This is a genomic window from Streptomyces sp. NBC_01198 (assembly GCF_036010485.1).
Lineage (GTDB): Bacteria > Actinomycetota > Actinomycetes > Streptomycetales > Streptomycetaceae > Actinacidiphila.
On the sequence record NZ_CP108568.1, the window covers coordinates 5,471,725 to 5,495,745 of the forward strand.

Annotated in this window: 16 protein-coding genes; 1 reads left to right on the forward strand and 15 read right to left on the reverse strand. The window is 74.0% G+C overall.

Translation table 11 applies throughout. The features are described from left to right. Nucleotides 1–88 precede the first annotated feature (88 nt). From OG702_RS24365 to OG702_RS24375, 3 genes are all read right to left on the reverse strand, one after another. Nucleotides 89–2,875, reverse strand: coding sequence for an FtsX-like permease family protein (locus tag OG702_RS24365; protein WP_327291061.1), 2,787 nt, complete (start codon nt 2,873–2,875; stop codon nt 89–91). Further along, nucleotides 2,876–6,175: an ABC transporter permease gene (locus tag OG702_RS24370; protein WP_327291062.1), complete on the reverse strand. Its 3,300-nt coding sequence runs from the start codon at nt 6,173–6,175 to the stop codon at nt 2,876–2,878. A 113-nt stretch (nt 6,176–6,288) separates the two neighbouring features. Beyond that, nucleotides 6,289–6,693 carry a globin gene (locus tag OG702_RS24375; protein WP_327291063.1) on the reverse strand — a complete coding sequence of 135 codons (405 nt, stop codon included), beginning with the start codon at nt 6,691–6,693 and terminating at the stop codon, nt 6,289–6,291. Between the two features lie 73 nt (nt 6,694–6,766). Between OG702_RS24375 and OG702_RS24380 the strand changes: the two genes are divergently transcribed. Beyond that, a complete protein-coding gene (locus tag OG702_RS24380; protein ID WP_327291064.1) occupies nt 6,767–7,690 on the forward strand; it encodes a methyltransferase domain-containing protein in 924 nt (307 codons plus the stop codon). 36 nt (nt 7,691–7,726) lie between these two features. Here OG702_RS24380 and OG702_RS24385 read toward each other — a convergent pair whose 3' ends face one another. From OG702_RS24385 to OG702_RS24440, 12 genes are all read right to left on the reverse strand, one after another. Further along, on the reverse strand, nt 7,727–8,677 hold the full coding sequence (locus OG702_RS24385; protein WP_327291065.1) for an FHA domain-containing protein: 951 nt from the start codon (nt 8,675–8,677) through the stop codon (nt 7,727–7,729). Nucleotides 8,678–8,767: 90 nt separating this feature from the next. Next, nucleotides 8,768–10,111 carry a vWA domain-containing protein gene (locus tag OG702_RS24390; protein ID WP_327291066.1) on the reverse strand — a complete coding sequence of 448 codons (1,344 nt, stop codon included), beginning with the start codon at nt 10,109–10,111 and terminating at the stop codon, nt 8,768–8,770. Nucleotides 10,112–10,166: 55 nt separating this feature from the next. After that, on the reverse strand, nt 10,167–11,435 hold the full coding sequence (locus tag OG702_RS24395; RefSeq protein WP_327291067.1) for a PP2C family protein-serine/threonine phosphatase: 1,269 nt from the start codon (nt 11,433–11,435) through the stop codon (nt 10,167–10,169). 4 nt (nt 11,436–11,439) lie between these two features. Then, nucleotides 11,440–14,118, reverse strand: a complete 2,679-nt coding sequence (locus OG702_RS24400) for a serine/threonine-protein kinase (RefSeq protein WP_327291068.1) — start codon at nt 14,116–14,118, stop codon at nt 11,440–11,442. A 188-nt stretch (nt 14,119–14,306) separates the two neighbouring features. Beyond that, nucleotides 14,307–15,596, reverse strand: coding sequence for a hypothetical protein (locus OG702_RS24405; protein WP_327293353.1), 1,290 nt, complete (start codon nt 15,594–15,596; stop codon nt 14,307–14,309). Between the two features lie 32 nt (nt 15,597–15,628). Continuing rightward, nucleotides 15,629–16,594 (reverse strand): glutamate ABC transporter substrate-binding protein, encoded by a 966-nt coding sequence (locus OG702_RS24410; RefSeq protein ID WP_327291069.1) that lies wholly within the window; start codon nt 16,592–16,594, stop codon nt 15,629–15,631. A 56-nt stretch (nt 16,595–16,650) separates the two neighbouring features. Further along, the gene (locus OG702_RS24415; protein WP_327291070.1) at nt 16,651–18,102 is read right to left on the reverse strand and encodes a hypothetical protein; all 1,452 of its coding nucleotides are present in this window, start codon (nt 18,100–18,102) and stop codon (nt 16,651–16,653) included. Nucleotides 18,103–18,347: 245 nt separating this feature from the next. Further along, nucleotides 18,348–19,331: an N-acetylglucosamine kinase gene (locus OG702_RS24420; RefSeq protein WP_327291071.1), complete on the reverse strand. Its 984-nt coding sequence runs from the start codon at nt 19,329–19,331 to the stop codon at nt 18,348–18,350. A gap of 59 nt (nt 19,332–19,390) precedes the next feature. Next, a complete protein-coding gene (locus tag OG702_RS24425) occupies nt 19,391–20,668 on the reverse strand; it encodes a 6-phospho-beta-glucosidase (protein WP_327291072.1) in 1,278 nt (425 codons plus the stop codon). After that, nucleotides 20,665–21,570: a carbohydrate ABC transporter permease gene (locus OG702_RS24430; protein WP_327291073.1), complete on the reverse strand. Its 906-nt coding sequence runs from the start codon at nt 21,568–21,570 to the stop codon at nt 20,665–20,667. Before OG702_RS24430 ends, OG702_RS24425 begins: the two co-directional genes overlap by 4 nt. 92 nt (nt 21,571–21,662) lie before the next feature. Further along, nucleotides 21,663–22,613 carry a carbohydrate ABC transporter permease gene (locus OG702_RS24435; RefSeq protein ID WP_327291074.1) on the reverse strand — a complete coding sequence of 317 codons (951 nt, stop codon included), beginning with the start codon at nt 22,611–22,613 and terminating at the stop codon, nt 21,663–21,665. After that, nucleotides 22,613–23,944, reverse strand: coding sequence for an ABC transporter substrate-binding protein (locus OG702_RS24440; protein WP_327291075.1), 1,332 nt, complete (start codon nt 23,942–23,944; stop codon nt 22,613–22,615). Before OG702_RS24440 ends, OG702_RS24435 begins: the two co-directional genes overlap by 1 nt. Nucleotides 23,945–24,021: the final 77 nt, after the last annotated feature.

Below are 24,021 nucleotides of genomic sequence, written 5' to 3' on the forward strand. Positions count from 1 at the left end.
CGCCCCGCGCCCGCCGAAGGCGCGGAACCCGCAGCGCCCGCCGTGCCCGACCCGCCGGCCACCGGCTCCTCCGTCGTCCCGTGTCCGCTCATGTCGTCCGGTCACCCGCTCTCAACTCGGTGCTTTCGTGGCGTCGCCCGCTCATCCAGGCCTGGACCAGCAGCACCGCGCAGGCGAGCAGCAGCAGACCGGCCGAGGGCACGGCGAGGGACCAGGGGTCGGCGCGCAGGCCCGCGCCCACGTCGGACGGCGGCGCCGCCGTGGCACCGTGGCCGCCGAAGGTGAGGGCGCCCAGGTCGATGCCCGGGCCGAGCAGCGGGACGACGGCGAGGCCCACCAGCACCCCGCCGACCGCGGCGAGCAGCACCTGCGGCAGCATCTCCAGCAGCACCAGCCGCCGCGACTGCCGCCGGGTCATCCCCATGGTGCGCAGCCTGGCCAGCAGCGCGAGCCGGCCGGGAGCGGCGGCCATCAGCGACAGCAGCAGCGCCAGCACGCTGTACGCCGCCCCGGCCGCGACCGCCGCCAGGTAGAGGCTCCGGGCGCCGCGCTGCACCTCGCTGTCGGACAGCCCCGCCCGCTGCTCGGTGCGCAGCGAGACCGTCGCGAGGTAGGTGTTGCGCGCGGCGGTCCTGCGCAGCGCGGGGGCGTCGATCTGCCGTCCTGACGCGGCGTCGGCCAGCAGCAGCGTCGGGCCGACGTACTGGGGGAGCGCCGCCAGCCGCGGGAACTGCGTGTGGAGTTGCCGCCCGGAGATGATCACGAACTCGCCCCCTAGCTCGGCCGGGGTGGACCGCAGCGTCGCCGCCCAGCGGACGGCGCCGGTGCCGACACCGGTCTCGACCGGCTCGGTGTGGCTGCCGAGCAGGTCGGCGATCTTCGGCGAGACCACCGCGGGCAGCGGCCCGCGCGAGCCGGCGGCGACCTTGCCGCCGAGCAGGCCGGCCGGGAAGGCCGGCATGCCCGCCGACCGGGTGATCCGGGCGTAGACGGCCGGGTCGTCCACGATCAGCAGGTCGAAGTTCAGCGGGATGTACTGGTTGGCCGCGTGCGGCTCGACCCGGACCGCGGCCGTCTCGCCGACGCCCGGCACCTTCGCTACCCGGGCGGGCAGCCCGGCGTCCAGCGGGAAGATGGAGTCGACCCGGGCGTCGGCGCCGACCGCCACCGCCGCTGCGTGGTTCCTGGCGTGGCCGACCCCGGCGAGCACCGAGCCGCCGAAGGACGCCACCGTCAGCGCCACCAGCAGCGCGAGCATGGGCAGTTGCCCGCCGGAGGAGGCCCGCCCCGCCCGGGCGAGCCCCAGGTGCGTCACCGCGCCCCGCAGCCGCGCCGCCGGGCGGGCCAGCCGGCGCAGCGGCAGCGGGTAGAGCCGCAGCAGCACCAGCGCGGCGGCCACCGCGACCAGCACGGGGGCGGCGGCGAGGAAGGGGTCGGTGCCGCCGGACGTCCCCCGCCGCCGCAGCGTGGCCACGGCGGCGGCGACCAGCACGGTCACCGTCAGCTCCAGCACCAGCCGCCGCTTCGACGGCCGCGCCGCGACCAGGTCCTCGCGCGCGGCGGGTCGCGGGCGGCGTACGGCCAGGGTGGCGCGCGCCGGCATCGCCAGCGTCCCCGCGGCGGTGACCAGCGCGCCCAGCGCCAGCGCCGCCGCGTACCGCCCGGTGGGCAGCACCAGCAGGGCCAGCAGCGTGCCGGCGGCCCCCGCGGGCACGGCCGCCACGGCGGTCTCGCAGACCAGCCGCCGGAAGATGCCGCGCAGCGAGCCGCCGCGGGAGCGCAGCAGGGTGATCTCGCCGCGCCTGCGGTCGGCGGCCAGGCCCGCGGCCATCAGCAGCACGGCGAGGGCGGTGGTGCCCACGCCGACGGCCGCGATGAGTACGAGCGGCTGCGCCGCCTCCCTTTCCGCGGTGAAGGAGTCGAGGACAGCGCTGACGCCGGCCACCACGTGCAGTGACGGCGAACCGGCGGTGGTGTCCAGCTGCGTCGCCAGCGGGCCGCTGCCGAAGGTGGCAAGCTCCGCGCGCAGCGCCGGGACGTCGTGCGCGGTCAGCCGGGCGGCGTCCAGCGGGTGGTGCCAGTACAGGCTCGCGCCGGTGCCCAGCAGCGGCATGGACTGTGCGGCGCTGCGGTCGGTCAGGACCGTGAAGTGCCAGTAGGTCTGCGGCGGGGAGATCATCAGATGCGGCGGGTAGCTCACCAGCGGGGCGAGCATGTCGTCGTCGGTCGTCCAGTAGGCGGCCGCCGGGTCGCGCGGGGCGACGATGCCGCTGATGCGGACGGTCAGCGGTTTCGCGCCGAACTTCATCAGGTGGATGCGCTGGCCGACCTTGAGGTGCAGCACCTGGGCGGTCTTCTGGGTGACCGCGCCCTCGAAGGCGAGCGCGGGCGGGCCGGCCGGCTCCGGCCGGGGCAGCCGGCCGGCGACCAGCGTCGCGTGGTCGGCGAGGCCCGCCTGCGCCACCAGGTCGGCGCCCGGCGCGTGCGAGGAGGTGCGGGGCAGTTCGGGGTCGGGGACCTCCGCCTCGGCTCCGGACCGCACGCCGAGCACGACGTCGTCCGGCGCGATACGCACCGGCGGCCGCAGCAGGGCGCGGAAGACCTTCTCCACGCTGTCCAGCGAGCCGGGTGCGAGGCGGTCGTCGGCGGACGTGTCGTCGTCGGCGGACCGGAAGTCGTCGGAGACCGTCAGGCCGCGGTCGCGGGCCGGCGCCTCGGCGACGGCCCGCCGCAGGGCCCGGTCCTCGTAGCGGTCGACGGCCCGCGGCAGGGCCGCGGCGAGGAAGGCGGTGACCAGGACCAGGGCGGCCAGTGCGAGGGCGCCCAGCGGCGCGGCGCGCAGCCGGGTCCGCAGCCAGGAGTCGGTGAACGGCATTCAGTCCTCCGCCTGATGACGCAGTGCGGCCGCCGGCTCGCCGCGCCGCACGGCGGTCGCGACGAGCACCAGCAGCGGGGCGACGAGCAGCACGGCGAGCAGTTCGGCGAGCCGGCCCACGGGGAGTTCGATCACCAGGGGCGGGACCGGGCGGGCCGCCTGGCCGGTGAGCACGATCAGCGGGGTGATCAGCCGGGTGAGGAAGGTGCCCAGCGCCAGGCCCACGGCGAGCGAGACCAGCACCAGCAGGCCCTGCTCGGCGGCCAGCATCCGGGTGAGTTTGCGGGGCGGCGCTCCCAGGGCGCGCAGCACCGCGAATTCGGTGCGGCGCTCACGGGCGGCGCCCATCGCGCCGACCGCGAAGCCGACCGCGGCCAGCACGGCCGCCGCGATCACCGCGGCGGGCAGCGCCGACTGCGGTCCCGCGCCCAGCGGGTCGGCCCGCAGGTCCGCGGTGGCCTCGGCGCGGTCGAGGACGGTGTCGACGTCGTTACGGGCGCGCAGCGCGGCCGCGGCACGCTCAGCTGCGCCCGGCGCCGTGCCCAGCCACCACTCGGTGGGCTGCACCGGCAGCGCGTCGGCGGCTGCGAGCACCTCATTGACGGCCCGCAGGTCGAGCAGCAGCGCGCCCGCCTCGGTGGCCGGGTCGGTGCCCGGCAGTTCACGCACCGCCGAGCTGATGACCACGGGCGTCGTCACGTTGCCGAGCTGCACCTGGACGGTGTCGCCGACCTTCGCGCCGACCGCCCGCAGGTAGCCGTCGGTGGCGATCCCCTTGAGCCGCGGGGGAGCGGAGGCGTCGGCGCGTATGCGCGCGGTCCCGCTGCTCTGCTGGAAGGAGCCGGTGTCGCCGGCGAAGTTGCCGGTCAGGTAGCCGAAGGACAGCAGCGTGGCGCCGCCGGCCCGGGCGGGCGTGGCGCTCGGCTCGACCGCGCCGGGGAGGTCGCCGAGCGAGCTGTCGTCGAAGCCCGCCGAGGTCCGCCAGGGTGCGCCGTCCAGCGCCCCCAGCGGCACGACGGTGCCGTCGGCCCGGGTGATCTTCCCGGACGACAGCGTGAGCTGCCGGGTCTCGGCGGGGGCGGGCACCTGGTAGGACGACTCGAACCGCACCAGCCGCAGCGGGCCGGCCGGGGTTCCCGTGCCCGCCGCGGTGGCCAGGTCGAGGGTGAGGGTGTGCGGGCGCCCGTCCGGCGGCAGGTCGCCGAGCGCGAAGTCGTAGGGCACGCCCTCGGCGTCCACGACGGCGGCGCTGACCTGGTCGGGCGGGTCGTCGGCGCTCGTGGGCCTGCCGTCCAGGCCGGTGGCCGTCAGGGTGGCGCCGAAGGTCACCTGCCGGGCTGTGGCGTCCACGGTGAGGCCCTGGCGATCGGGTGCGGTACGCAGCGGTGCCAGCAGCGCGGGCAGCGGACGGCCGCCGGTCAGGTCGGACCTGGTGCGCATCGCGCCGGCCGCCTTCGCGGTGTCCACGACCAGGGCGGTGGCCTGCCGGTCGCCGGGCAGCAGCAGGGTCTCCCGGGCGGCGGGGGCGGCCGCGGTGACGCCCGGCACCGCGGTGAAGATGCCGGCCTGGCCGAACGGCGGTGTCGTCATGCCGGTCACCCGCAGGTCCGCGCCGACGGCGAAGTCCGCCTGGTCGCGCTGCGAGCGGTCCCAGCTCGCGCTCTGCCCGATGGAGAACATGCCCATCGCCACGGCCAGCACCAGCAGCAGCGAGGCCGCCGCGCCGCGCCGGGGGCGGCGGGCCAGCTGCCAGCCGGCCAGCGCCAGGGCCAGCCCGCTGCCGCGGGCCGCACGGCGTTCGCCGAGCCGGGCGGCAGGCGGCAGCAGGCGCAGCACCAGCACGGTGCCGGCCAGCAGGCACAGCGCGGGGGCGGCCACCAGCACCGGGTCGATGCCGAGGCCGCCCGACTTGTCGGAGCTCAGCGCCCCGGCGCCGGACGCGCGGCGCTGCAACTGCCAGTAGGCGACCCCGGCGATCACCAGCAGCCCGATGTCGGCGCCTGCCTGCAGCGCGCCGGGCAGGCCGCCGCGCCGGGTGCGTGCGGTGGAGACGGTGGAGCGCAGCGCGGGCACGACCACCGCGAGGGCGCAGGCCAGCGCGGCGGCGGCGGCCACCAGCCAGGCGCTGCCGGTGTTCCCGCCGTCGAGGGTGACCCCGGTGCGGGCCATCGCGCCGGTGCCGGCCAGCAGCCGGGTGACGGGCCCGGAGAGCAGCGGCGCGACCAGGGCCGCGGGGACCGCGAGGAGCAGCGCCTCGGCGGCCGCGAGCCGGGCCACCCGGCCGCGCGAGCCGCCGCGGGCGCGCAGCAGGGCCGTCTCGCCCGCCCTTTCCTCGGCGAGCAGTTGGGCGACGAGCAGCAGGGCGAAGGCGGCGAGGATGATCAGCTGGAAGGCGCCGATGAGCAGGGTGGAGCGGGTCACCAGCAGGCTGCGGCGCAGCCCGTCGAGCAGGTCGGGCAGGCCGGTGGTGGCCTGCACGGCGCCGGTGGCCTTGCCGGCCCGTAGCCGCGCGGTGGTGTCCCGCACGGCCGCTTCCAGCGTGTCGATACGGCCGGCGCTCGCCGTGCGGAAGTCGCCGGTGGCCTGCCAGGACATCTCGTCGGCCGCGATGCGCCCGGAGCCGAAGGTGCCCGGGTCGGCGAGCAGCGGGCCGTAGGTGGTGAAGGCGAGGGTGTGGACGCCGCGTCCGGCGAGCGGGTCGAGCTGCCAGTAGGGCGAGGCGGGGTCGGCAGGGCGGTAGACGCCGGTGACGTGGATCCGCAGCGGCCGGCCGCCCAGCCGGTCGGCCAGCGTGATCTGCTGCCCCGCGGCGATGTGCAGCGCCCGGGAGACGGTTTCCGGCACCGCCACCTCGACGGTGCCGGCGCCCTTGGCGGCGGCGGCCGGCCAGCTGCCGCCGACGAGTTCCAGCCGCGCCCGGTCGAAGGTGGCCAGCAGCGTCAGGTCGGGGTCGGACTTCTTGGGCGCCCCCGCAGGCCGCAGCGAGAGGGGCAGGCCGTAGGGGCCGGACCTGGTGCTGGACGCGACACGGGAGGGCGCGTCGCCGAACGCGCCGGCCAGCTGCCCGCGCACCCCGTGGTCGAGCCCGGCCCGGTCCTTGCCGGTCAGCGACGCCTTGACGTCGTAGGTGGACCGGTCGGCGGCCTGGTGTTGCAGGGTGCGGCGCAGCGCCGCGTCACCGATCGCGCCCGTGTAGGAGGCGAGGGTGGCCAGCACGCAGGTGGTCAGCAGCACCGTGAGCAGGGCGGCTGCCAGCAGCAGCCGGTGGGCGCGGACGCGCAGCAGTACGAATCCGGTCACCCGTGTTGCCCCCGTTCTCTTCCTGACCGGATGCTCTCAACACAAGGGGCAGTACAGAAACATGTCGAGGATGGTCGCAATAAGATCGTGACCCGCCGAAGGTGAGCGCCCGCTCAGCCGGGGGTGTTCACCATCGTGGCCGCGGCATACACCAGGTAGTCCCACAGTTGCCGTTCGTGTTCCGGCGCGAGCGCCAGGTCGTCGACCGCCGCGCGCATGTGCCGCAGCCAGGCGTCGTGTGCGGCTTTGTCGACCTGGAAGGGCGCGTGCCGCATCCGCAGCCGCGGATGGCCGCGCTGGTCGCTGTACGTCCGCGGGCCGCCCCAGTACTGCGTCAGGAACAGCCGCAGCCGCTCTTCGGCCGGGCCGAGGTCCTCCTCGGGATACATCGCCCGCAGGTCGGGGTCGTCCGCGACACCCTGGTAGAAGCGGTGCACGAGCCGGCGGAAGGTGTCCTCGCCACCGACCTGCTCGTAGAACGTCTGCTGCTCGACCGTGCCGTACGGGATCTCAGTCACACCCCCATGGTCGCAGACGGCCGGGACGAGGACCCGGGTCGTAGGACCCCTGCCGCGGGCGCACGATGGAGGCATGGCCGGGTCGGCGGGTGACGACCGTTCCGGTGCCGCGGCGAGCGCGCTGCGGCACCGGATGGTGCGCCGTATCGTCGCGGGCGGCGGGCTCACCGACCCCGCGTGGCGGGCGGCCTTCGCGGAGGTGCCGCGGCACCTGTTCGTGCCGGTGTACTACCGCGGGGCCTCCGGCGACGAAGAGAGCGGGCGGTACTCCGCGAAGGATCCCGACGCGCGGCGGCGGCTGCGCTGGCTGACCGGCGCCTACGCCGACCAGCCGATCGCCACCCATGTCGCGGACGGTGAGCTGATCTCGTCAAGCAGCCAGCCGTCGCTGATGGCGCTGATGTGCGAGGCGCTGGACGTCCGGGAGGGTCAGCGGGTCCTGGAGATCGGCGCGGGCACCGGTTACAACGCGGCGCTGCTTGCGCACCGGCTCGGCGGTACGGGCGCGGTCACCACCATCGACCTGGACGCCGCGATCACCGCGGCCGCGCGCGAGCACCTGGCCGCCCACGGCACCGCCGAGTCCCTGGCGGTCACCGTCGTGACCGGCGACGGGGCGCTGGGGCACCCGCCGGGAGCGCCGTACGACCGGGTGATCGCGACCTGCGAGCTGCCGGCCATCCCGCCGGCCTGGACCGAGCAGTGCCGGCCGGGCGCCCGGATCCTGGCGCCCTTCGCGACCGGTCTCGTGGTGCTCACCGTGCGGGGGCCGGGCAGGGCCGAGGGCCGCTTCCTGCCCACCCCGGCGTACTTCGTGCCGCTGCGCGGCCAGGCGGCCGGTGTCCAGCCGCCCGCGGTGGGCGGCGAGCCCTCGCTGCTCGACCGGCACCCGTCGCGGACCCGGTTCGGGCTGACCGTGGAGGGCGGCCGCCAGTGGGTGTGGCTGGACACCCCGGACGGCCCCGACACCTGGCCGGTCCCCGCCGCGTCCCGCTGAGCGGGCCGCCTGCCGGCCGGCCGGCGGCGACGGGGCTCAGAGCCGGCGGATGGTGATGGTCGTCCAGGCGCCGACGTGGACGCGGTCGCCCTCGGCCAGCGGGATCGGGGTGTAGGCGGGGATCGGGTCCTCGGCGAGGTTGACCGTGGTGCCGTTGGTCGAGTCCTGGTCGACCACCGACCAGGAGCCGTCCGGCTGCTGGACCAGCACCGCGTGCTTGTGGGAGACGCCCGGGTCCTCCGGCGCGCGGGACAGGTCGATGTCGGGCGACTCGCCCGTGCTGTGCCGCTGCCGCCCGATGGTGATCTGGTGGCCGGTCAGCGGCAGTTCGAACTCGGGGGAGAAGGCAGGGAAGTACAGGCCGCCCGCGTCCGGGCCGCTGCGCGCCATCACCGCGGTGAAATACTCCCGGTCCGCGGCGATCACCGCCAGCCACGCGCTGCCCTTGCCGGGTACGGGCTTCGCGGGCGCCGCGCTCGACGCGGCCACCGGCGGCGGGGCGGCGGGCGCGGCGGTCGGCGCGCTCGGCGGGTCGAGCAGGAAGTCCCCCGAGCCCGAGGTCACCGTGACCGACTCCGACGGCAGCGGCTCCGCGGGCCGGTTGACGCGGGAGGGCCGCGACAGCTGCGAGTCGTAACGCTGGTAGGGCGGCTGGTCCGGCGCCGTCGGGGTGATGTGCGGGGCGGGCGGTACGAAGGTGGTGGCCGAGTGCGTCTGGAAGTTGTAGCGGCACTCCTCGCAGAACAGCGCCGTGCCCTCCCGCGGCGTCCCGCACGCCGGGCACTGCTGCACGGGACCCGCGGCGCCGGCCCCGGCCGGGTCGTGGCCGAAGGCGGGCTGGGGCGAGACCGGCGGCGTCGAGGAGGAGGACGCCGCCGAGGACGGGGGCCGCGAGCTGTACGACGAGGACGGCGGCGCGGGCATGCGCATACCGCAGGTCTCGCACCAGTCGGTGGCCGCGGACTCGTGGCCGTTAGGACAAAGCATCGTGCCGGCTCCCCCTCCGCCCCCCGGGGCGGATCACCAGGTTGTGCGCGAAGCTGCTGCGTGACGCCGCCCTCCGGCGTCGCTCGTGCGCTATTTCTTCACCCGCACGGTCTTCGTCGACCGCGTCTCCAGGGTCATCTCGTCGGCGTCGGCGACACGGGCCTTGAGCCGCACAGTACCGCTCGGCGCGTCGACGACGTCGACCACCTTCGCCAGCAGCTTGGCGGTGTCCTCGTTGCCCAGGGCGCTGGCGAGCTGCACCGCGCGGCCGAGTTTGGAGGTCGCGCCGTCCATGTCACCGGACTTGCGGGCCTCCAGGCCCTGCTGGATGGCCTGGGCGAGCTCGGCCTGGCCGGTGTAGTGCGCGACCTGCGGGTTGATCCGGGTCGAGGCCGCCATGTCGTCGGTCCACAACGCCCGCACCAGGCCCTGCCCGAGCACCTGCGGGGTGCCGTCGGGCTGCGGCAGCACCAGCGACAGCCGGGCGGCGAGCATCTCCTGGCCGACACCGGCGTTCGGCACCCGCACGCACACGTGGTAGTCGCGGGACTCGTCGCCCCACGAGCCGGTCGGGTAGTCGCCGGCCCGCGGGCCCGCCTCGACGCGGCGGGCGGTCACGTCCTCCACGACCGGTGCGACCTGCTTGACGAAGACGATCTCGGAGCCCTGCGGGGTCCACAGCCGGAGGCTGACGTCGGCGACCTCCTTGCCCATCGCCTTCTCCATCATCGCCTGGAAGTCCGCGGCCAGGCCCGCGGGATCGGCGACGATGTCCACCGAGCCGAGCAACGCGGAGGCGATCCCGGTCAGCTCCTTGACCTCCCAGTCGGTCCCCACCCCGCGGGCGTCGCAGGTGAAGCGACCCGCACAGGAGTCCAGCGCCGACTGCAACTCCTCGGGTTTCTCATGCTCGTTGCGGCCGTCGGTCAGCAGGATCCCGTGGCGGATGGCCGCGTCGCCGGACGAGAGCAGCTTGTCGGCCAGCCGCAGCCAGGTGCCGATCGCGGTGCCGCCGCCTGCCGTCAGCCGGCGCAGCGCCTGCCTGGCCTGGGCGCGGGTCGCCGGATCGGCCACCGCCAGGCCGCCGTTGGCCGGGAAGACCTCGCGCGCCACGTGCGTACCGCCGATCACCGCGAAGGCGACGCCGTCGCGTATCGCGTCGATCGCGACCGCGGTGGCGTCCCGCGCGTTGCGCATCTTGGTCGGCGGATACTCCATCGACCCCGAGCAGTCGACCATGACCACCACGCCCGCGGCCGGCCCGTTCCGCGCGCCGGCGGCCGCGCCGGGCAGGGGGTGGCCGCCGGTGGTGCCGCCACCGGTGGAGGTGACCGTCACGATGGCGTTGACCTCGCGGCCGCCCTCCGGCAGGTATTCGTTCTGGTAGACGTCGACCGAGAACTGCGGCATGTTCGGTTTCGAGAGAATGGCCATCGCTTCCTGCGCTCCTTTGAAGCCCGTTCACAGCCCCGCCCAGCTTGTCCGGAAGCTACGCGGATGGGAATCCTGCCCGGGACACGGCGGCCGGGAACGGCAGCACCGCGACCGTTACGTTGTCGTGGCCGCCGCCGTCCAGTGCCACACCCAGCAGGGTGCGCGCGCTGTGCAGCGGGCGGCTGCGTGCGTCGGCCGGGATCGCCTCGGCCATCTCGGCGGCCGACTCGGCGTAGTTCCACAGCCCGTCGGTGCACACCACGATCACTCCGGGACCCTCCGGCTGGAAGGCGGCCACATGCGGGTCGACCTCCACCGCGTCGGCGCCCAGCCAGCCGGTGATGGCGTGCGCCCGCACGTCGGCGTAGGCCTCGGCCTCCGACATCAGGTCCGCCGCGACCATCCTGGCCGCCCACGAGTCGTCCTCGGTCAGCCGGGAGGCGGGCAGCGTACGGTCGTCAGGGATCCAGTACGCACGGCTGTCGCCGATCCAGCCGACGGTGAAGACCGGGCCGGTCACCACCGCGCTGACGCAGGTGCACGCCGGGGCGTTGTGGTGCGGGACGCCGCCCGCCGGCTCCTCCTCCGCCGCGAGCGCCGTCACCGCGTCGAAGGCCGACATCAGGGCGCCGCGCATGGCGTCCTCCGCCGGGGTGCCGCGCTCCAGGGCGGCGAGCAGCGACTCGCGGCCCGCGGCGGACGCGGCCGCCGAGGCGTCGTCGGGGCGGTAGGCGGTGGACACGCCGTCGCACACCACCGCGGCCACCGCGGGGGTGCCGTCCGGCAGCGAGGTGGTCGCCACCGCGAAGGCGTCCTCGTTGCGGTGGTGCCGCAGCCCGCGGTCGCTGACCGCGGCCACGCCCGCCAACTCCTGCTCCTGGTGGTCCCGCTGGCGCGGCTGCGCGTGCCCGCAGTGCTCGCAGTAGCCGTCGTCGTCCACCCCGCCGAGCCCGCAGGCCACGCACACCGGGCCGCCGGGCGCCGGCGGCTCCGCGCGCGGGTCGGACAGCCGCGCGCCGGGCACGGCGACGCCGAGGGCGAGGGTGTCGCCGTCGGCGGCCGACGGGGGCCGGGCGGGCTGGGGCGGGGCCAGCACGAAGGCGTCGGTCGCCGGCGCCTCCGCGAGGCCGGCGTCCGCTCCGCCGGGCGGTGACGCGGCCGGGGGAGCGGCCGGTCGGGCCGGTGCGGCCGCGACCGGAGCGGTCAGGTCGAGACCGCAGCTGCCGCAGTAGCGGTCGTCCGCGTCCAGCGGCTCCGCGCAGTCGGGGCAGGCGGTCGGTGTGGCGGACTGCGCCGCCGGCGCCGACTCGGGCAGTGGTGGCATCTGGTTACACCCACGTCCTGGGGCGGAAGCGGTTGGCGCGTTCCACCAGTTCGATCCTCGTACTGCCCTGCTGGGCGAGCCTTGCCAGGACCCGGTACGAGCGTTCGAGGCCGAACCGCAGGCCCCGCTCGGTCATGTCGGCCCCCAGCACGGCAGGGGCGCCGGATGCCGACGACGGTACGCCCGCGGGGGCCGCCATGTGCTCCCCGACACGGCCCGCGAGCACCCAGTCCAGTGCGCTGCCCAGCACTTCGGTGGCCAGCTGCTCGCGCCGGTCGGAGTCCAGGCCCTGCCGTTGCAGCGCCTCGACCTGCAGTCCTGCCGCCCGCAGGTCGGGCAGCAGCGGCTCGTGCGGCGAGCGGTCGCGCAGCCGGGCCCTGATCGCGGCGACTCGCGCGGCCGTGTAGTGGATGGAGGATTCCGGCACCGACTCCAGCGCGGCGACCGCGCCCGCCCGGTCGCCGGAGGCGAGCAGCACCCGGGCCAGGCCGAAGGCGGCGCTGACGTAGCTGTGGTCGCTGGTCCACACCAGGCGGTAGTACTCAGCGGCGTTGTCGAGCTGGTGCAGCACCTCGGCGCATACGCCCAGCGCCAGCTTCGGCGCCTGCTCGCCGGGGAAGGCGTCGTAGACCGCGTCGAAGCTCAGCGCGGCCGTCTCGTGGTCGCCGGTGCACAGCGCCACGAGGCCGCGGTGCCACACCACCCGCCAGTCCGCGTTGTCGTCGGGGTGGGCCAGCGAGCCGAGCAACTGCTGCGCGCCGAACGGGTCGTCGAGCTCCAGCCGGGCGCGGACCTCGCGCAGCCGCCGCTCGACCGAGTCGACCGGCGCCGACTGCAGGGCGGCGACCAGTTCGCCGGGGGCGGCGGCGGAAAGCCCCGCCAGGAAACCGGCGTTGGGGTCGCCCGGGTCGACGTGCGGGACAGGGAGCGCCAGGACGGCCGCGGTGGTGTCGAGCCGCGCGACCACCGGGAGCGGGGGCCCCCACGCCGGGGTGGGCGCCGTCGCCGGATGGCCGCCGGGGCCCGGCAGTTGGGTCGGCACCGCACCGGGCGGCAACCCGGGGCCCATCGCCGTGCCCGGCGGGAACGCCGCGCCGATGGCCGCGCCGTTTGCGCCCGCGCCGTTACCGCCCTGTGCCGCCGATCTCAACCCGGCCTTGTCGCGGCGTCTGGCGGCCTTCTCCAGCGCCCGGTCCGCGCCGAGCGCCGAGGCGTCGCCGGCCACCGCACGGACCAGGTCGGTGTCCACCACCCGCAGTTCGGGGCCGAACAGCGTGGACAGGGCCGGCCGCTGCACCCCGGTCTCCAGGGCGACGACCTCCCGCAGCACCCCCAGCAGCTGGTCGGACATCTCCTCGGCGGAGGCGAACCGCTTGTCCGGGTCGGGGTCGGTGGCCCGTACCAGGAGGCGGTAGAAGGACTCGTAGCGGGAGAAGACGTCGATGTGGCCCGGGTCGGGCAGGCTGTCGACGAAGACGTTGGTGTAGCCCTGGAAGTCGAAGGTCAGCACCGCGAGCGTGCGCGCGACCGTGTAGAGGTCGGAGGCCACCGACGGGCCCACCTCGGCGACCTCGGGGGCCTGGTAGCCCACCGTGCCGTAGATCGCCGACTCGGTGTCGTCCATCCGGCGGACCGCGCCCATGTCGATGAGTTCCAGCCGGTCCTCGGTCTGGATGGCGTTGTCGACCTTGAAGTCGCAGTAGAGCAGGTTGCGGCTGTGCAGGTGGCCGAGCGCCTCCAGGGCCTCGATGGCGAAGGCGATGGCCTGCGCGACCGGCAGCGGGGCGCGCCTGCCGTCGGGGGCGCGGCGCTCGTTGGCGATCTCCTTGAGCGACTTGCCGCCGACGTAGGCCATGACGATGTAGCCGTCGAGGGTGCCGGTGCGCTGGTCCAGGTGCTCGACGAAGTTGTAGATCCGCACGATGTTGGGGTGCTCGATCTCGGCGAGGAAGCGCCGCTCGGAGACCGCCGCGGCCAGCGCGTCCTCGTCCCCGGTGTCGAGCAGGCCCTTGAGCACCACCCAGCGGTCGGAGACCGCGCGGTCCACCGCCAGGTAGATCCAGCCGAGCCCGCCGTGGGCCAGGCAGCCCACCACGTGGTACTGCCCGTGCACCACGTCGCCCGGGCGCAGCTTGGGCGAGAACGAGTACGGGTGGCCGCACTTGGTGCAGTAGCCCTCGGTGCGCCCCGGCCGGTCGCCGCGGCTGCGGCCCACCGGCGCCCCGCAGTCGCCCTTGCTGCAGAACCGCTTGCGCTCCGGCACCTCGGGGTTGGCCAGCACCGCGGCGGCCGGGTCGGGCCGCGGCACGGTGGGGACGGTGACCAGTCCGGCGCCGAGCTTGCCGCGCCCCGTACCCGCGGAGCCGCTGCGGCTGCTGCGCACCGACACCGAGCGGGCGGCCGCCGTACCGGCCAGCGTCTGCGACAGCCGCCCCGACACCGAGCGCCTGGAGGCCCGGGAGGAGGACTTGGAGGACCGCAGGGAGGTGGAGGTCGACGTACGCCCGGAGTCGGCGCCCGACGCCCCCGGGGCGCGCGGCGGCTGGGCGGGCGGCGGTACGGACACGGGTACCTGCGCGGCGGGCGCGGCCAGCGGTGCGAGACCGCAGCTGTCGCAGTACAGCTCGCCGCCGCCCACGTCCTCCAAGGTCCCGCCGCAGCCCGGCCGTTGGCACTTGCTCACTGTGTCCCCCTCAGCCCTTCCCCTGGTGTGCCACCACCGCCGGACCCGGATCCGGCTCCCTCGCGCGGACGCCGCCGGCCCCGCCGGAACCCCGACGGACCCGACCCGTACCGGCTACGACGGTCGTACCGTACGCGACGGTTGCGAATCCCGCGGGAACGGCGGGGGACGCCCGCGCGAGCCGCTGATCACCGCCGGTCCTGCGGCGGACCCTGCGGGCGCTGGCCGCCGGTCTCGGCCACCGCCTGCTGGTAGCGCTGTACGGTCCGCTCGGCCGCCGCCAGGTCGCAGGGCGCGCTCCACAGCAACCGCCGTGCCTGGTCGTAGCGTTCGATCAGCAGCGGGTCCTCCGCCATGCCGAGCCTGGCGACCTTCGCGCGGTAGGCGTCCAGCCGGCCGCGCAGCTCGGCCCGTACCGCCAGCGGCGCGGTCACCGCGGTCAGCGACTCCCTGGCGCGCAGCAGTTCGTCGTCGGCGTGCTCCTCCAGGCTGTCCAGCAGCGGCGAGAGCCGGTGCCACTGCGCCGACCTGGTGAACTCCTCAGCTGCCGCGAGCTGTTCGTGCAGCACCGAGGCCGGGCCGCTGACCGCGGGCACGTCGGAGGCGAGGATCTTCGACAGCACCTCCACCCGGGCGCTGCGCGCCTCGGTCAGGGTGCGGTCGGCGCGGGAGAGCACGTCGCGCAGCCGCACCAGCCGGTGCTCGGCGTCGTCCCTGACGTGCAGCACCGCCTCGACCTCGCGGCGGATGTCGTCGAGACGGCGGCCGGCCTGCTCGTAGCGCGAGGTGTCGGGCCGGCCGGGGGTGGGCCGCGCCCGCCAGAAGGCCAGCGGGTCGGAGACGCTCTGCGCGCGCAGCTCGGTCAGCTCCGCGATCAGGTCCTCCAGCTCGTCACCCGAGGGGTGCGCCCCGGGGCGCACCCCCACCGAGTGCGCGAGCGAGCGCACCCGCTGGGTCTCGGCGGCCAGCAGGTCTATCCGGGCGGGCAGCGCCGACCAGACGGAGTCGGCCGCGGCGACGGTCTCCATCGCCTGGTCGTACCACCCGTTCATCCTGGCCAGCAGCTGCTGCAGGCTCAGCTGTTCGGTCAGCCGGGCCGGCCCGGTCAGCGAGCGGGCGCTGTCGGGGACGGCGCCGCCGCTCACGCTGACACCGTCGCCGCTGAGCAGGTCGGTCAGCCGCCGCAGCTCGGTCTGGGTCGGCCAGCGGCGCCGTGAGCGGATCTCGCGGGCCGTGGTGAGAGCGTCGGTATACGCCTCGAAGTGCGTCCACAGGGCGGTGATCGCCGCGTCGGTCTCGGCCCAGCGCTCCTTGGTGACGCCGGTCAGCTCCGCGCCCTCCAGCAGCCGGCGGCCCGAGTGGTCCTGGAGCGAGAGCAGCGAGGACTCGATCGCCTCGTGCTCGGTGGCCAGCCGCGCCAGGGCACGGTCGACGTCCTCCCGTCCCATCACCGGTCCGGATGGTCCCGCGACCGCCATCACGCCGCCCTCTCTTCCCACCCTGCCCGGACCTATTTGTACTGCGGCGCCGGCGGCTTCATGTGCGGAAGGTCGGCCGCCAGCCAGTGGTCGTACGACGCCTGCCACGAACCGTCGGTGCGATAGGTGTTGAGCACTCTGTTGACCCGCCGCACCAGGTCGGTGTCGGACAGGTTCATGGCCACACCGTACGGCTCCACGGTGACGGGCTTCCCCACCAGGTGCACCGTCGGGTCCTGGGCGGCCTGTCCCGCGCCGAGCGCGTTGTCGGTGAAGACGGCGTCGGCGAGGCCCAGTTGCAGCCGCACCAGGCAGTCGAGCTGGTTGGCGACGTACAGCACGGAGGCCCCGTGCGAGCCCTTCCTGAGTTCGTCGTCGCCGGTCGAACCGGTCGCGGTGCAGACCGTCCTGCCGGCCAGCGAGTCGTCGAAGCCGGTGATCGGGGAGCCGTCCAGGGTCAGGATCTGCTGGCCGGCCTTGAAGTAGGCGACGGAGAAGGCGACGTCCTTGGCCCGCTGGCAGTTCATGGTCATGGTGCGGACCACCATGTCGACCCGGTGGTCCTTGATCGCGTCGATCCGGTCGGCGGTGGGCACCGTCAGGTACTGCACCGCGTTCTCGTCGCCCAGGATGTCCTTGGCGATGGCCTTGACGATGTCGATGTCGAAACCGGCGAAGTCGCCGGTGGCCGGGTCGCGGAAGCCCCACAGGTAGCTGTTCTGGTCCACTCCGACCATCAGCTTGCCGTGCTTCCTGATCCGGGCCACGGCGGCGCCGTCGCTGGTGCCGCCGTTCGGGTCGAGGCTGAGCACGGGCCCCGAGCAGTCGCCGGAGGCGTCGTGCGTCGCGGCGTAGTCCGCCCTGGCCGGCTGGCCGGGGTTCGCCGCGGGCACCGGGGCCGGGGCGTCCCGCAGCGGGACGAGCGCGCCGAGGACGGCCAGCGTGCAGGCCACCGCCATCCCCGCGACTCCGCCCCAGCCGCGCCGATGTCCACCCACCGTCCGTCTCCTTCCCGCTCGCGCCGCGCGCGTGCGCGCTGTCGCCGGCATCCCGGTCACCGGTATTCCGACAGACGGCGGCCGATGCCCACCAGCGCGCCCGCCGCTGCCAGCACCGCGAGCAGCGCCGCTCCGTACGGCAGCAGCGTCAGGGCGCCGCGGCCGCTGTCGGCGGCGTCCTGGAACTCCTGCTGCTCGTGGGTGACCGCCCGCTGCAGGCTCGCGTCGACCACGTCGAAGCAGCTGCCGGTCGTCTGGTCCACCGTCTTGCCCTTGCTGTCCTTACCGCCGATGACCTCGGCGACCGCGGTGGTGTAGTCCCCGCTGTCGTCGCTCTTGCGCTCCGCGGTGTGCCGGGCCCGCCAGGTCTGGACGCCCTTGACCGCCGCGTTGACGGGGTCGCTGCCCGCGGAGTTGTCGGCCAGACGCAGGGCCTGCGCCAGCTGACCTCCGACGCCCTTGGGGTCGACGCCCGCGAGCACCTCCATGCCGTCGCCGAACTTGGTCTCGTAGTCCTGTCCTGAGCCGCGGGCGACCAGCGTCAGGTTCTCGTCGCCGCGGGCCTGCAGCACGCTGATCCGCGCGTTGTTGAGCACCTGCACCGAGCGGGCGCCGTGCGCGTAGGAGTGTTCGAGCTGGGAACGGGCGATGGTGTGCCCGGCCACCAGCCACAGCAGGACCACCGCGGACGCCGCGCTCGCGGCCACCATGCCGTGGTTGAACACCCGGTTGGTACGCCGGTAGTGGCGGCGCTGCGCCCACAGCAGGCCGCCCAGCGCGACCGCGCCCAGCGCCCACGAGGCGTACGGCAGCGCTTTGGCGCTGCTGTAGTCGTGGCCGAGGCGGTCGGTCTCGATCTGGTTGAGCTGGTCGGCCGCGGCGAGCAGGCCGCCGTGCCTGCGCATCTGGCTGTTGGCGTACCGCAGATAGGCGCCGCCGACCGGCAGGCCGTGCCGGTTGTTGGTCTGGGCCGCCGTCACCAGCTCCACATACTGGGGCAGCTGCTCGTTGAGGGTGCGTATCTCGGCGCGGGCCTGCGGGGAGCCCTCGCTGTTGGCCGCGGCCTCGGAGATCAGCCGGGAGGCGGTGGTGATGTCGTTCGTGTAGCGGTCGGAGTCCTTCTCGGGCTGCAGGCCGCCGACCAGGAAGCCGCCGGTGACGGTGGCGTCGGCGTCGGCGAGCGAGCGGTAGATCTCCGCGGCGGTCGCGCTGAGCGGGGCGCTGTGCTTCGTGACGTTGTCGGCCGCGGTGGAACGGTCGGTGACCTGCCAGGCGGTGACGGCCCCGAAGGCCACCACGACCAGCGCGAGGACTGCGCCGATGATGCGCAGCCTGCCGGGCTCCGTGGTGGCCGCGGCCCGCATCCGGGCCGCGGACTCCGCCCAGGCGCGCCGCCGGACCGGGCCGGGAGGGCCGGGCGGCGGCGCGGGCACGCTGCCGCGCGGCGCGGGCAGTCCCGCACCCGTGCGCGCGTCCCGGCTCATGCGGCCCGTCGGCGTGTGCGTCACATACCCTCCCCCGGGTCCGACTTGCCGCTGCTGCGGTAAGTCACGCTGTCAGGCAGCAGTATGGCCGCAGTTGACGCCATACCTCCAGCGGCCGTGTGATCTTGCCCGGTCACTACCCGCCCCCGCCTGATCACACGCGCGGCATACGGGTTCGGTTCCCGCCGCCGCCGCCCGCTGTGGCCCGCGGACGCCCGCTGCCGGGCGGGCCGTTCCCCGCGGGGGAGCGGGGACGGCCGTGCGGCGGCTCAGCCGTAGTGCGCCCGCAGCGTGGCGTGCGCCTGCGGCGGCGCGGCCAGCTGGTCGAGGCCGAGCAGCGCCGCGCCGAGCACCGGTGGCGCGGTCACCACCTTGGTGCGCGCCTTGGGGGCGCGGGCGGTGAGCCGTTCGGCCAGGGCGTCCATCAGATACGGGTTGCGGGCCGCCATCACCCCGCCGCCGAGCACCACGTCGGCCTCCTCGTCGAGCAGGTCGAGGCGGCCGAGCGCGACCACGGCCAGCGCCGTGATCTCCTCGGCCTGCCGGGCCAGGATCGTCCTGGCCACCGGGTCGCCGGCGTCCGAGGTCGCGAAGAGCACCGGCGTCAGCTCGTACTTCCGCTCGGCCGGCAGCGTCTCCAGGTGCAGCGCCTCGATCAGCGCGTACATCGAGGCGAGGCCGAAGTGGCCGGGCAGCGTACGGGCCAGCTCGGTGGGCTCGCCGCGGCCGTCCTCGGCCCTGGCGGCGTACCACAGCGCCTCGTCGGCCAGCCCGGAGCCGCCGCCCCAGTCCCCGGAGATCTTGCCGATCGCCGGGAATCTGGCGGTGCGCCCGTCGGGCAGCATGCCGACGCAGTTGATGCCGGCGCCGCACACCACCGCCACCCCGCGCGGCTCGTCGACGCCGGCCCGCAGGATCGCGAAGGTGTCGTTGGCGACCCGGGTGGTGTGCGCCCAGCCGTAGGCGTGCAGGGCCGCCTCCAGTCGCTGCTCCTCTATCGGCAGGTCGGCGTTGGCCAGGCATGCCGAGGTGTACGCGGTCAGCGGTCTGCCGTCCTCGCCGCCCCCCTCCCGGGCGGCGAGTCCGGCGTCCGCGACCGCCCGGGCCACGATCTCGGCCACTGCCGCCGTGGCGGGCCCGACACCCACCACCGGCGGCTGGAACCCGCCGCCGCGGGCGGCGCCGAGCACCCGCCCGTCGGCGGCGACGAGCGCCACGTCGGTCTTGCTGTTGCCCGCGTCGATGGCGAGCACGCCGCCGGGTACCAGCGGCGACAGGGGGCGCCTCCCAGGCCGAAGGCTCTGGGGGCTGTTCAGGCCCACGCGAAGTGCTCCCGGTTGTGCGCGATGAGACGGTCGGTCAGCTGCTCGGCGAGGTCGTACTGCCCGACCAGCGGGTGGGCGAGCAGCGCGGTGAAGACCCGGTCCCTGCCGCCGCGCAGGGCGGCGTCCAGCGCCAGGTCCTCATAGGCCGTCACGTTCGCGATCAGCCCGGCGTAGAGCGGCTCGACCGGCGGCACGGGCAGCGGCTGCGCGCCGTCGCCGTTGACCACGGCAGGCACCTCGATCACGGCGTCGTCCGGCAGGAAGGGCAGGGTGCCGTTGTTGTAGGTGTTGACGACCTGGACGTCCCCGGCCGCGGGGACGTGCGCCGCCCGCAGCAGCGACGAGGCGAGCGCCACCGCGGCCTCGGAGTAGAAGGCACCGCCGCGCTTGGCCAGCAGCGCCGGCTTCTCGTCGAGGGCCGGATCGCCGTACATCTCCAGGAGTTCCTTCTCCATGGCGGCGACCTGCGAGGCCCGCGAGGGCTCCGTCCGCAGCTCGCGCACCACCTCGTCGTGCGCGTAGTAGTAGCGCAGGTAGTACGACGGGACGACGCCGAGCCGGTCGAGGACCGGGCGCGGCAGGTGCAGGTCCGCGGCGATCGAGTCGCCGTGCTCGGCGAGCAGCCTGGGCAGGACGTCCTCGCCGCCGGGGCCGCCGATGCGCACCCCCCGCTCCCAGGTCAGGTGGTTGAGCCCGACATGGTCCAGGTGCACCTGCTCGGGCGCCACGCCGAGCTTCTCGGCGAAGCGGCGCTGGAAGCCGATCGCCACGTTGCACAGCCCGACGCTCTTGTGCCCGGCCTGGAGCAGCGCCCGGGTGACGATGCCGACCGGGTTGGTGAAGTCGATGATCCAGGCGTCCGGCGCGGCCCGTCTGACCCGCTCGGCGATGTCGAGCACCACAGGGACCGTACGCATCGCCTTCGCCAGGCCGCCCGCGCCGGTGGTCTCCTGGCCCACGCAGCCGCACTCCAGCGGCCACGTCTCGTCCTGGTTGCGAGCGGCCTGGCCGCCGACCCGCAGCTGCAGCAGCACCGCGTCCGCCCCGGCCACGCCCGCCTCCAGGTCGGAGGTGGTGACGATACGGCCCGGGTGGCCCTGCTTGGCGAAGATCCGCCGGGCCAGCCCGCCGACCAGCTCAAGGCGGTGCGCGTCCGGGTCGATCAGGGCGAGCTCCTCGACGGGCAGGCTGTCGCGCAGCCGCGCGAACCCGTCGATCAGCTCGGGGGTGTACGTGGACCCGCCGCCCACGACTGCCAGTTTCATCCCTTGACTCCCGTCAGGGTCACGCCTTCGATGAAGGCCTTTTGCGCGAAGAAGAACACCACGATCACCGGCGCCATCACCAGGACGGTCGCGGCCATGGTCAGGTTCCAGTTGGTGTGATGGGCCCCCTTGAAGGACTCAAGCCCGTAACTCAGTGTCCAGGCTGCCGGGTTGGAACTGGCGTAGATCTGCGGACCGAAGTAGTCGTTCCAGCAGTAGAAGAACTGGAACAGCGCCACGGCGGCGATGGCCGGCCGGATCATCGGGACGATCACGGTGACCAGGGTGCGCAGCTCACCGCAGCCGTCCACCCGGGCGGCCTCGGTGTACTCCTTGGGGATGGTCAGCAGGAACTGGCGCAGCAGGAAGATGGTGAAGGCGTCGCCGAAGGCCATCGGGATGATCAGCGGCCACAGGGTGCCGTCCATGCCGAGCTGCTTGGTCCAGAACAGATACATCGGGATGATGATCACCTGGGGCGGCAGCATCATCGTGGAGATCACCAGCACCATGATCAGGTTGCGGCCGCGGAAGCGGAACTTGGCGAGCGCGTAGGCCACCGGCAGCGAGGACACCACGGTCAGCACGGTGCCTGACACCGCGTAGACCAGGGTGTTGCGCCACCAGGTGAGGAACCCCGGGGTGTCCCACACGGTACGGAAGTTGGACCACTGCCAGGAGTTCGGCCACAGGTCCCTGGTGAGCGCCTGGTTGTCGCTCATCACCGCGGTGAGGAGGACGAAGACGAAGGGCAGTACGAAGAACGCGGCGGCGGCCAGGCCGAGCGAGTGCACGGCGATCCAGTGCAGCCGGGCCTTGCGGCGGGCGGTACGCCGGGCCCGCACGTCGAGGGGACGCTCGGGTACAGGGGCGGCGGGGGCGGTCAGAGTCGCTTGGGTCATGGGTCGGTCCACTTCTCCTTTGGTCGGACTTCCTGCTCACTCCCTTCGCGGACGGCCTCGTTCCTCGGCCGGCCTCTGCGGGAGCTCGTGCGTCAGTCCTCCGCCGACAGGAAGCCGTTGCGCCGGCGCATCAGCAGCGCCGTGAAGGCCATCGCCAGCACGAAGAGCACCAGGGCGATGACGCACGCCGAGCCGTAGTCGAAGCGCTGGAAGCCGCGCTCGTAGACCAGTTGCGGCAGGGTCAGGGTCGACTTGTCCGGGTAGCCGGGCTCGAACTGCTGGCCCGAGTTGCCGATGATCCCGGAGGCGACCTTTCCCGCCACCAGCGGCTGCGTGTAGTACTGCATGGTCTGGATGACCCCGGTGACCACCGCGAACATCACGATCGGCGAGATGTTCGGCAGCGTCACGTACCGGAACCGCGCCCACCCTCCGGCGCCGTCCAGCTCGGCGGCCTCGTACTGCTCCTTGGGCACGTCGAGGAGTGCGGCCATGAAGATGACCATCAGGTCGCCGATGCCCCACACCGCCAGGATGGTGAGCGCGGGCTTGGACCAGTGCGGGTCGGTGAACCACCCGGGGGTGGGGATGCCGATGTCGCCCAGGATGTGGTTGACCGGTCCGGTGCCCGGGTTGAGCAGGAAGACGAAGGCCATCGTCGCGGCGACCGGCGGGGCCAGGTAGGGCAGGTAGAACGCGGTACGGAACAGGCCGGCACCGGTCTTGATCTTGGTGATCAGCAGGCCCACGCCCAGGCCGAAGACGACCCGGAGCGTGACCATCACCAGGACCAGCCACAGCGTGTTGCGCAGCGCCGGCCAGAACAGCGGGTAGTCCTTGAAGACGTAGGACCAGTTCTTCGTACCGGTCCAGGTCGGCGGGTTCACCCCGTTGTAGTGCATGAAGGAGAAATAGACGGTGGACAGCAGCGGGTAGGCGAAGAAGACGCTGAAGCCGATGATCCACGGCGACAGGAAGGCGAGGTTGCGCAGCGCCGCCTTGCGGCGTCTGGCCCTCAGCAGGGGGTGGACGGCGGCGCTCATCACTTGGCCTGCGCGATGTCCTTGTCGACCTGCGTGTCGACGCCCTGCAGTCCGGTCGTGAGGTCCTTGGACTTGCCCGACTCGTAGGCGTAGCCGAAGTCCTGCAGCGTCACCTGGTAGGCGCCGCCGTTGACGCTCGGCGGGGTGGTGGTGCTGTTCGGGTTCTGCGCGATGTCGATGAAGGTCTTGAAGCCCGGATCCTGGTCGAGCTGCGGCGACTTGAGCGCGGCCAGCGTGGAGGGCACGTTGTGGATCGCGTTGGCGAAGGAGACGACCGCGTCGGTGTCGGTGGTCATGAACTTCACCAGCTCCCAGGCGGCGTTCTTCTTGGTGCTGGTGTTGGCGATACCGATGATGGTGCCGGTGGTGTAGCCCTTGCCGTAGGTGCTCGCCTGGTCGTCGGGCACCGGGAAGGGCGCCACGCCGAGGTCGTTCATGCCGGCGTCCTTGGCCATGCCGAGCCGCCACTCGCCGTCGATGCCCATCGCGACCTGGCCGGTCTGCAGCGGGTTCTTGGCGCCGAACTCGTCACCGAAGCCGGCCCGGTACTTCTCCAGCTGGGTGAAGCCGCCGAGCGCCTTGACCATGTCCTGCTGCCAGTTGAACATCGCGGCGAAACCGGGGTCCTTGGCGATCTGGGACTTGCCGCTCGCGTCGAAGTACTTCACGCCCCACTGGGCGGCGAAGTGGCCGGGAGTGGACTCGTAGCCGTGGAAGTCCGGCATGAAGCCGAGCTGCGAGTAGCTGCCGCCGGCGGACTTGGTGAGCTTGACGGCGTCCTGCTTGAACTCGCTGAGGGTCTTCGGCGGCGCGGAGATGCCGGCCGCGGCGAACTCCTTCTTGTTGTAGTACAGCCCGTACGCGTCGCCCAGCAGCGGCAGCGAGCACCGCTTGCCGTCGAACTGGGTGTATTCGAGCATCGGCTTGGGGAAGGTCGCCGCCGGGTCGATCTTCGACTTCTGCAGGAAGGGCGCCAGGTCGGCGAAGGTGCCGGAGGAGCAGAACTGGCCGACGTTGTCGGTGGTGAAGGAGGAGACGACGTCGGGGGCCTTGTCGCCGCCGGCCCGCAGCGACTGGTTGATCTTGTCGTCGGTGATGTTGCCCTGCACCTTGACGTGGATGTTGGGGTGCGCCTTCTCGAACCTGGCGACGTTGTCGTTGATCGCCTTGAGCTCGTTGGGCGCCGACCAGCCGTGCCAGAAGGTGATGGTGACGTCCTTGCTGGCGTCGTCGTCGGCCGAGGTGGTGCTCTGGCCGGTGCACGCGCTCGCGAGCAGGGTGATCGCGGCGCTCGCCGCCACTGCGGCGGCTGCCTTACGTATACGGGACACTGCTCTTTACCTCCGGGGATACGAGGGTGGGCGAGGGTGTGCGGTGCCGTCGGGACGGCGGGTGGGTGCCGTTCCGT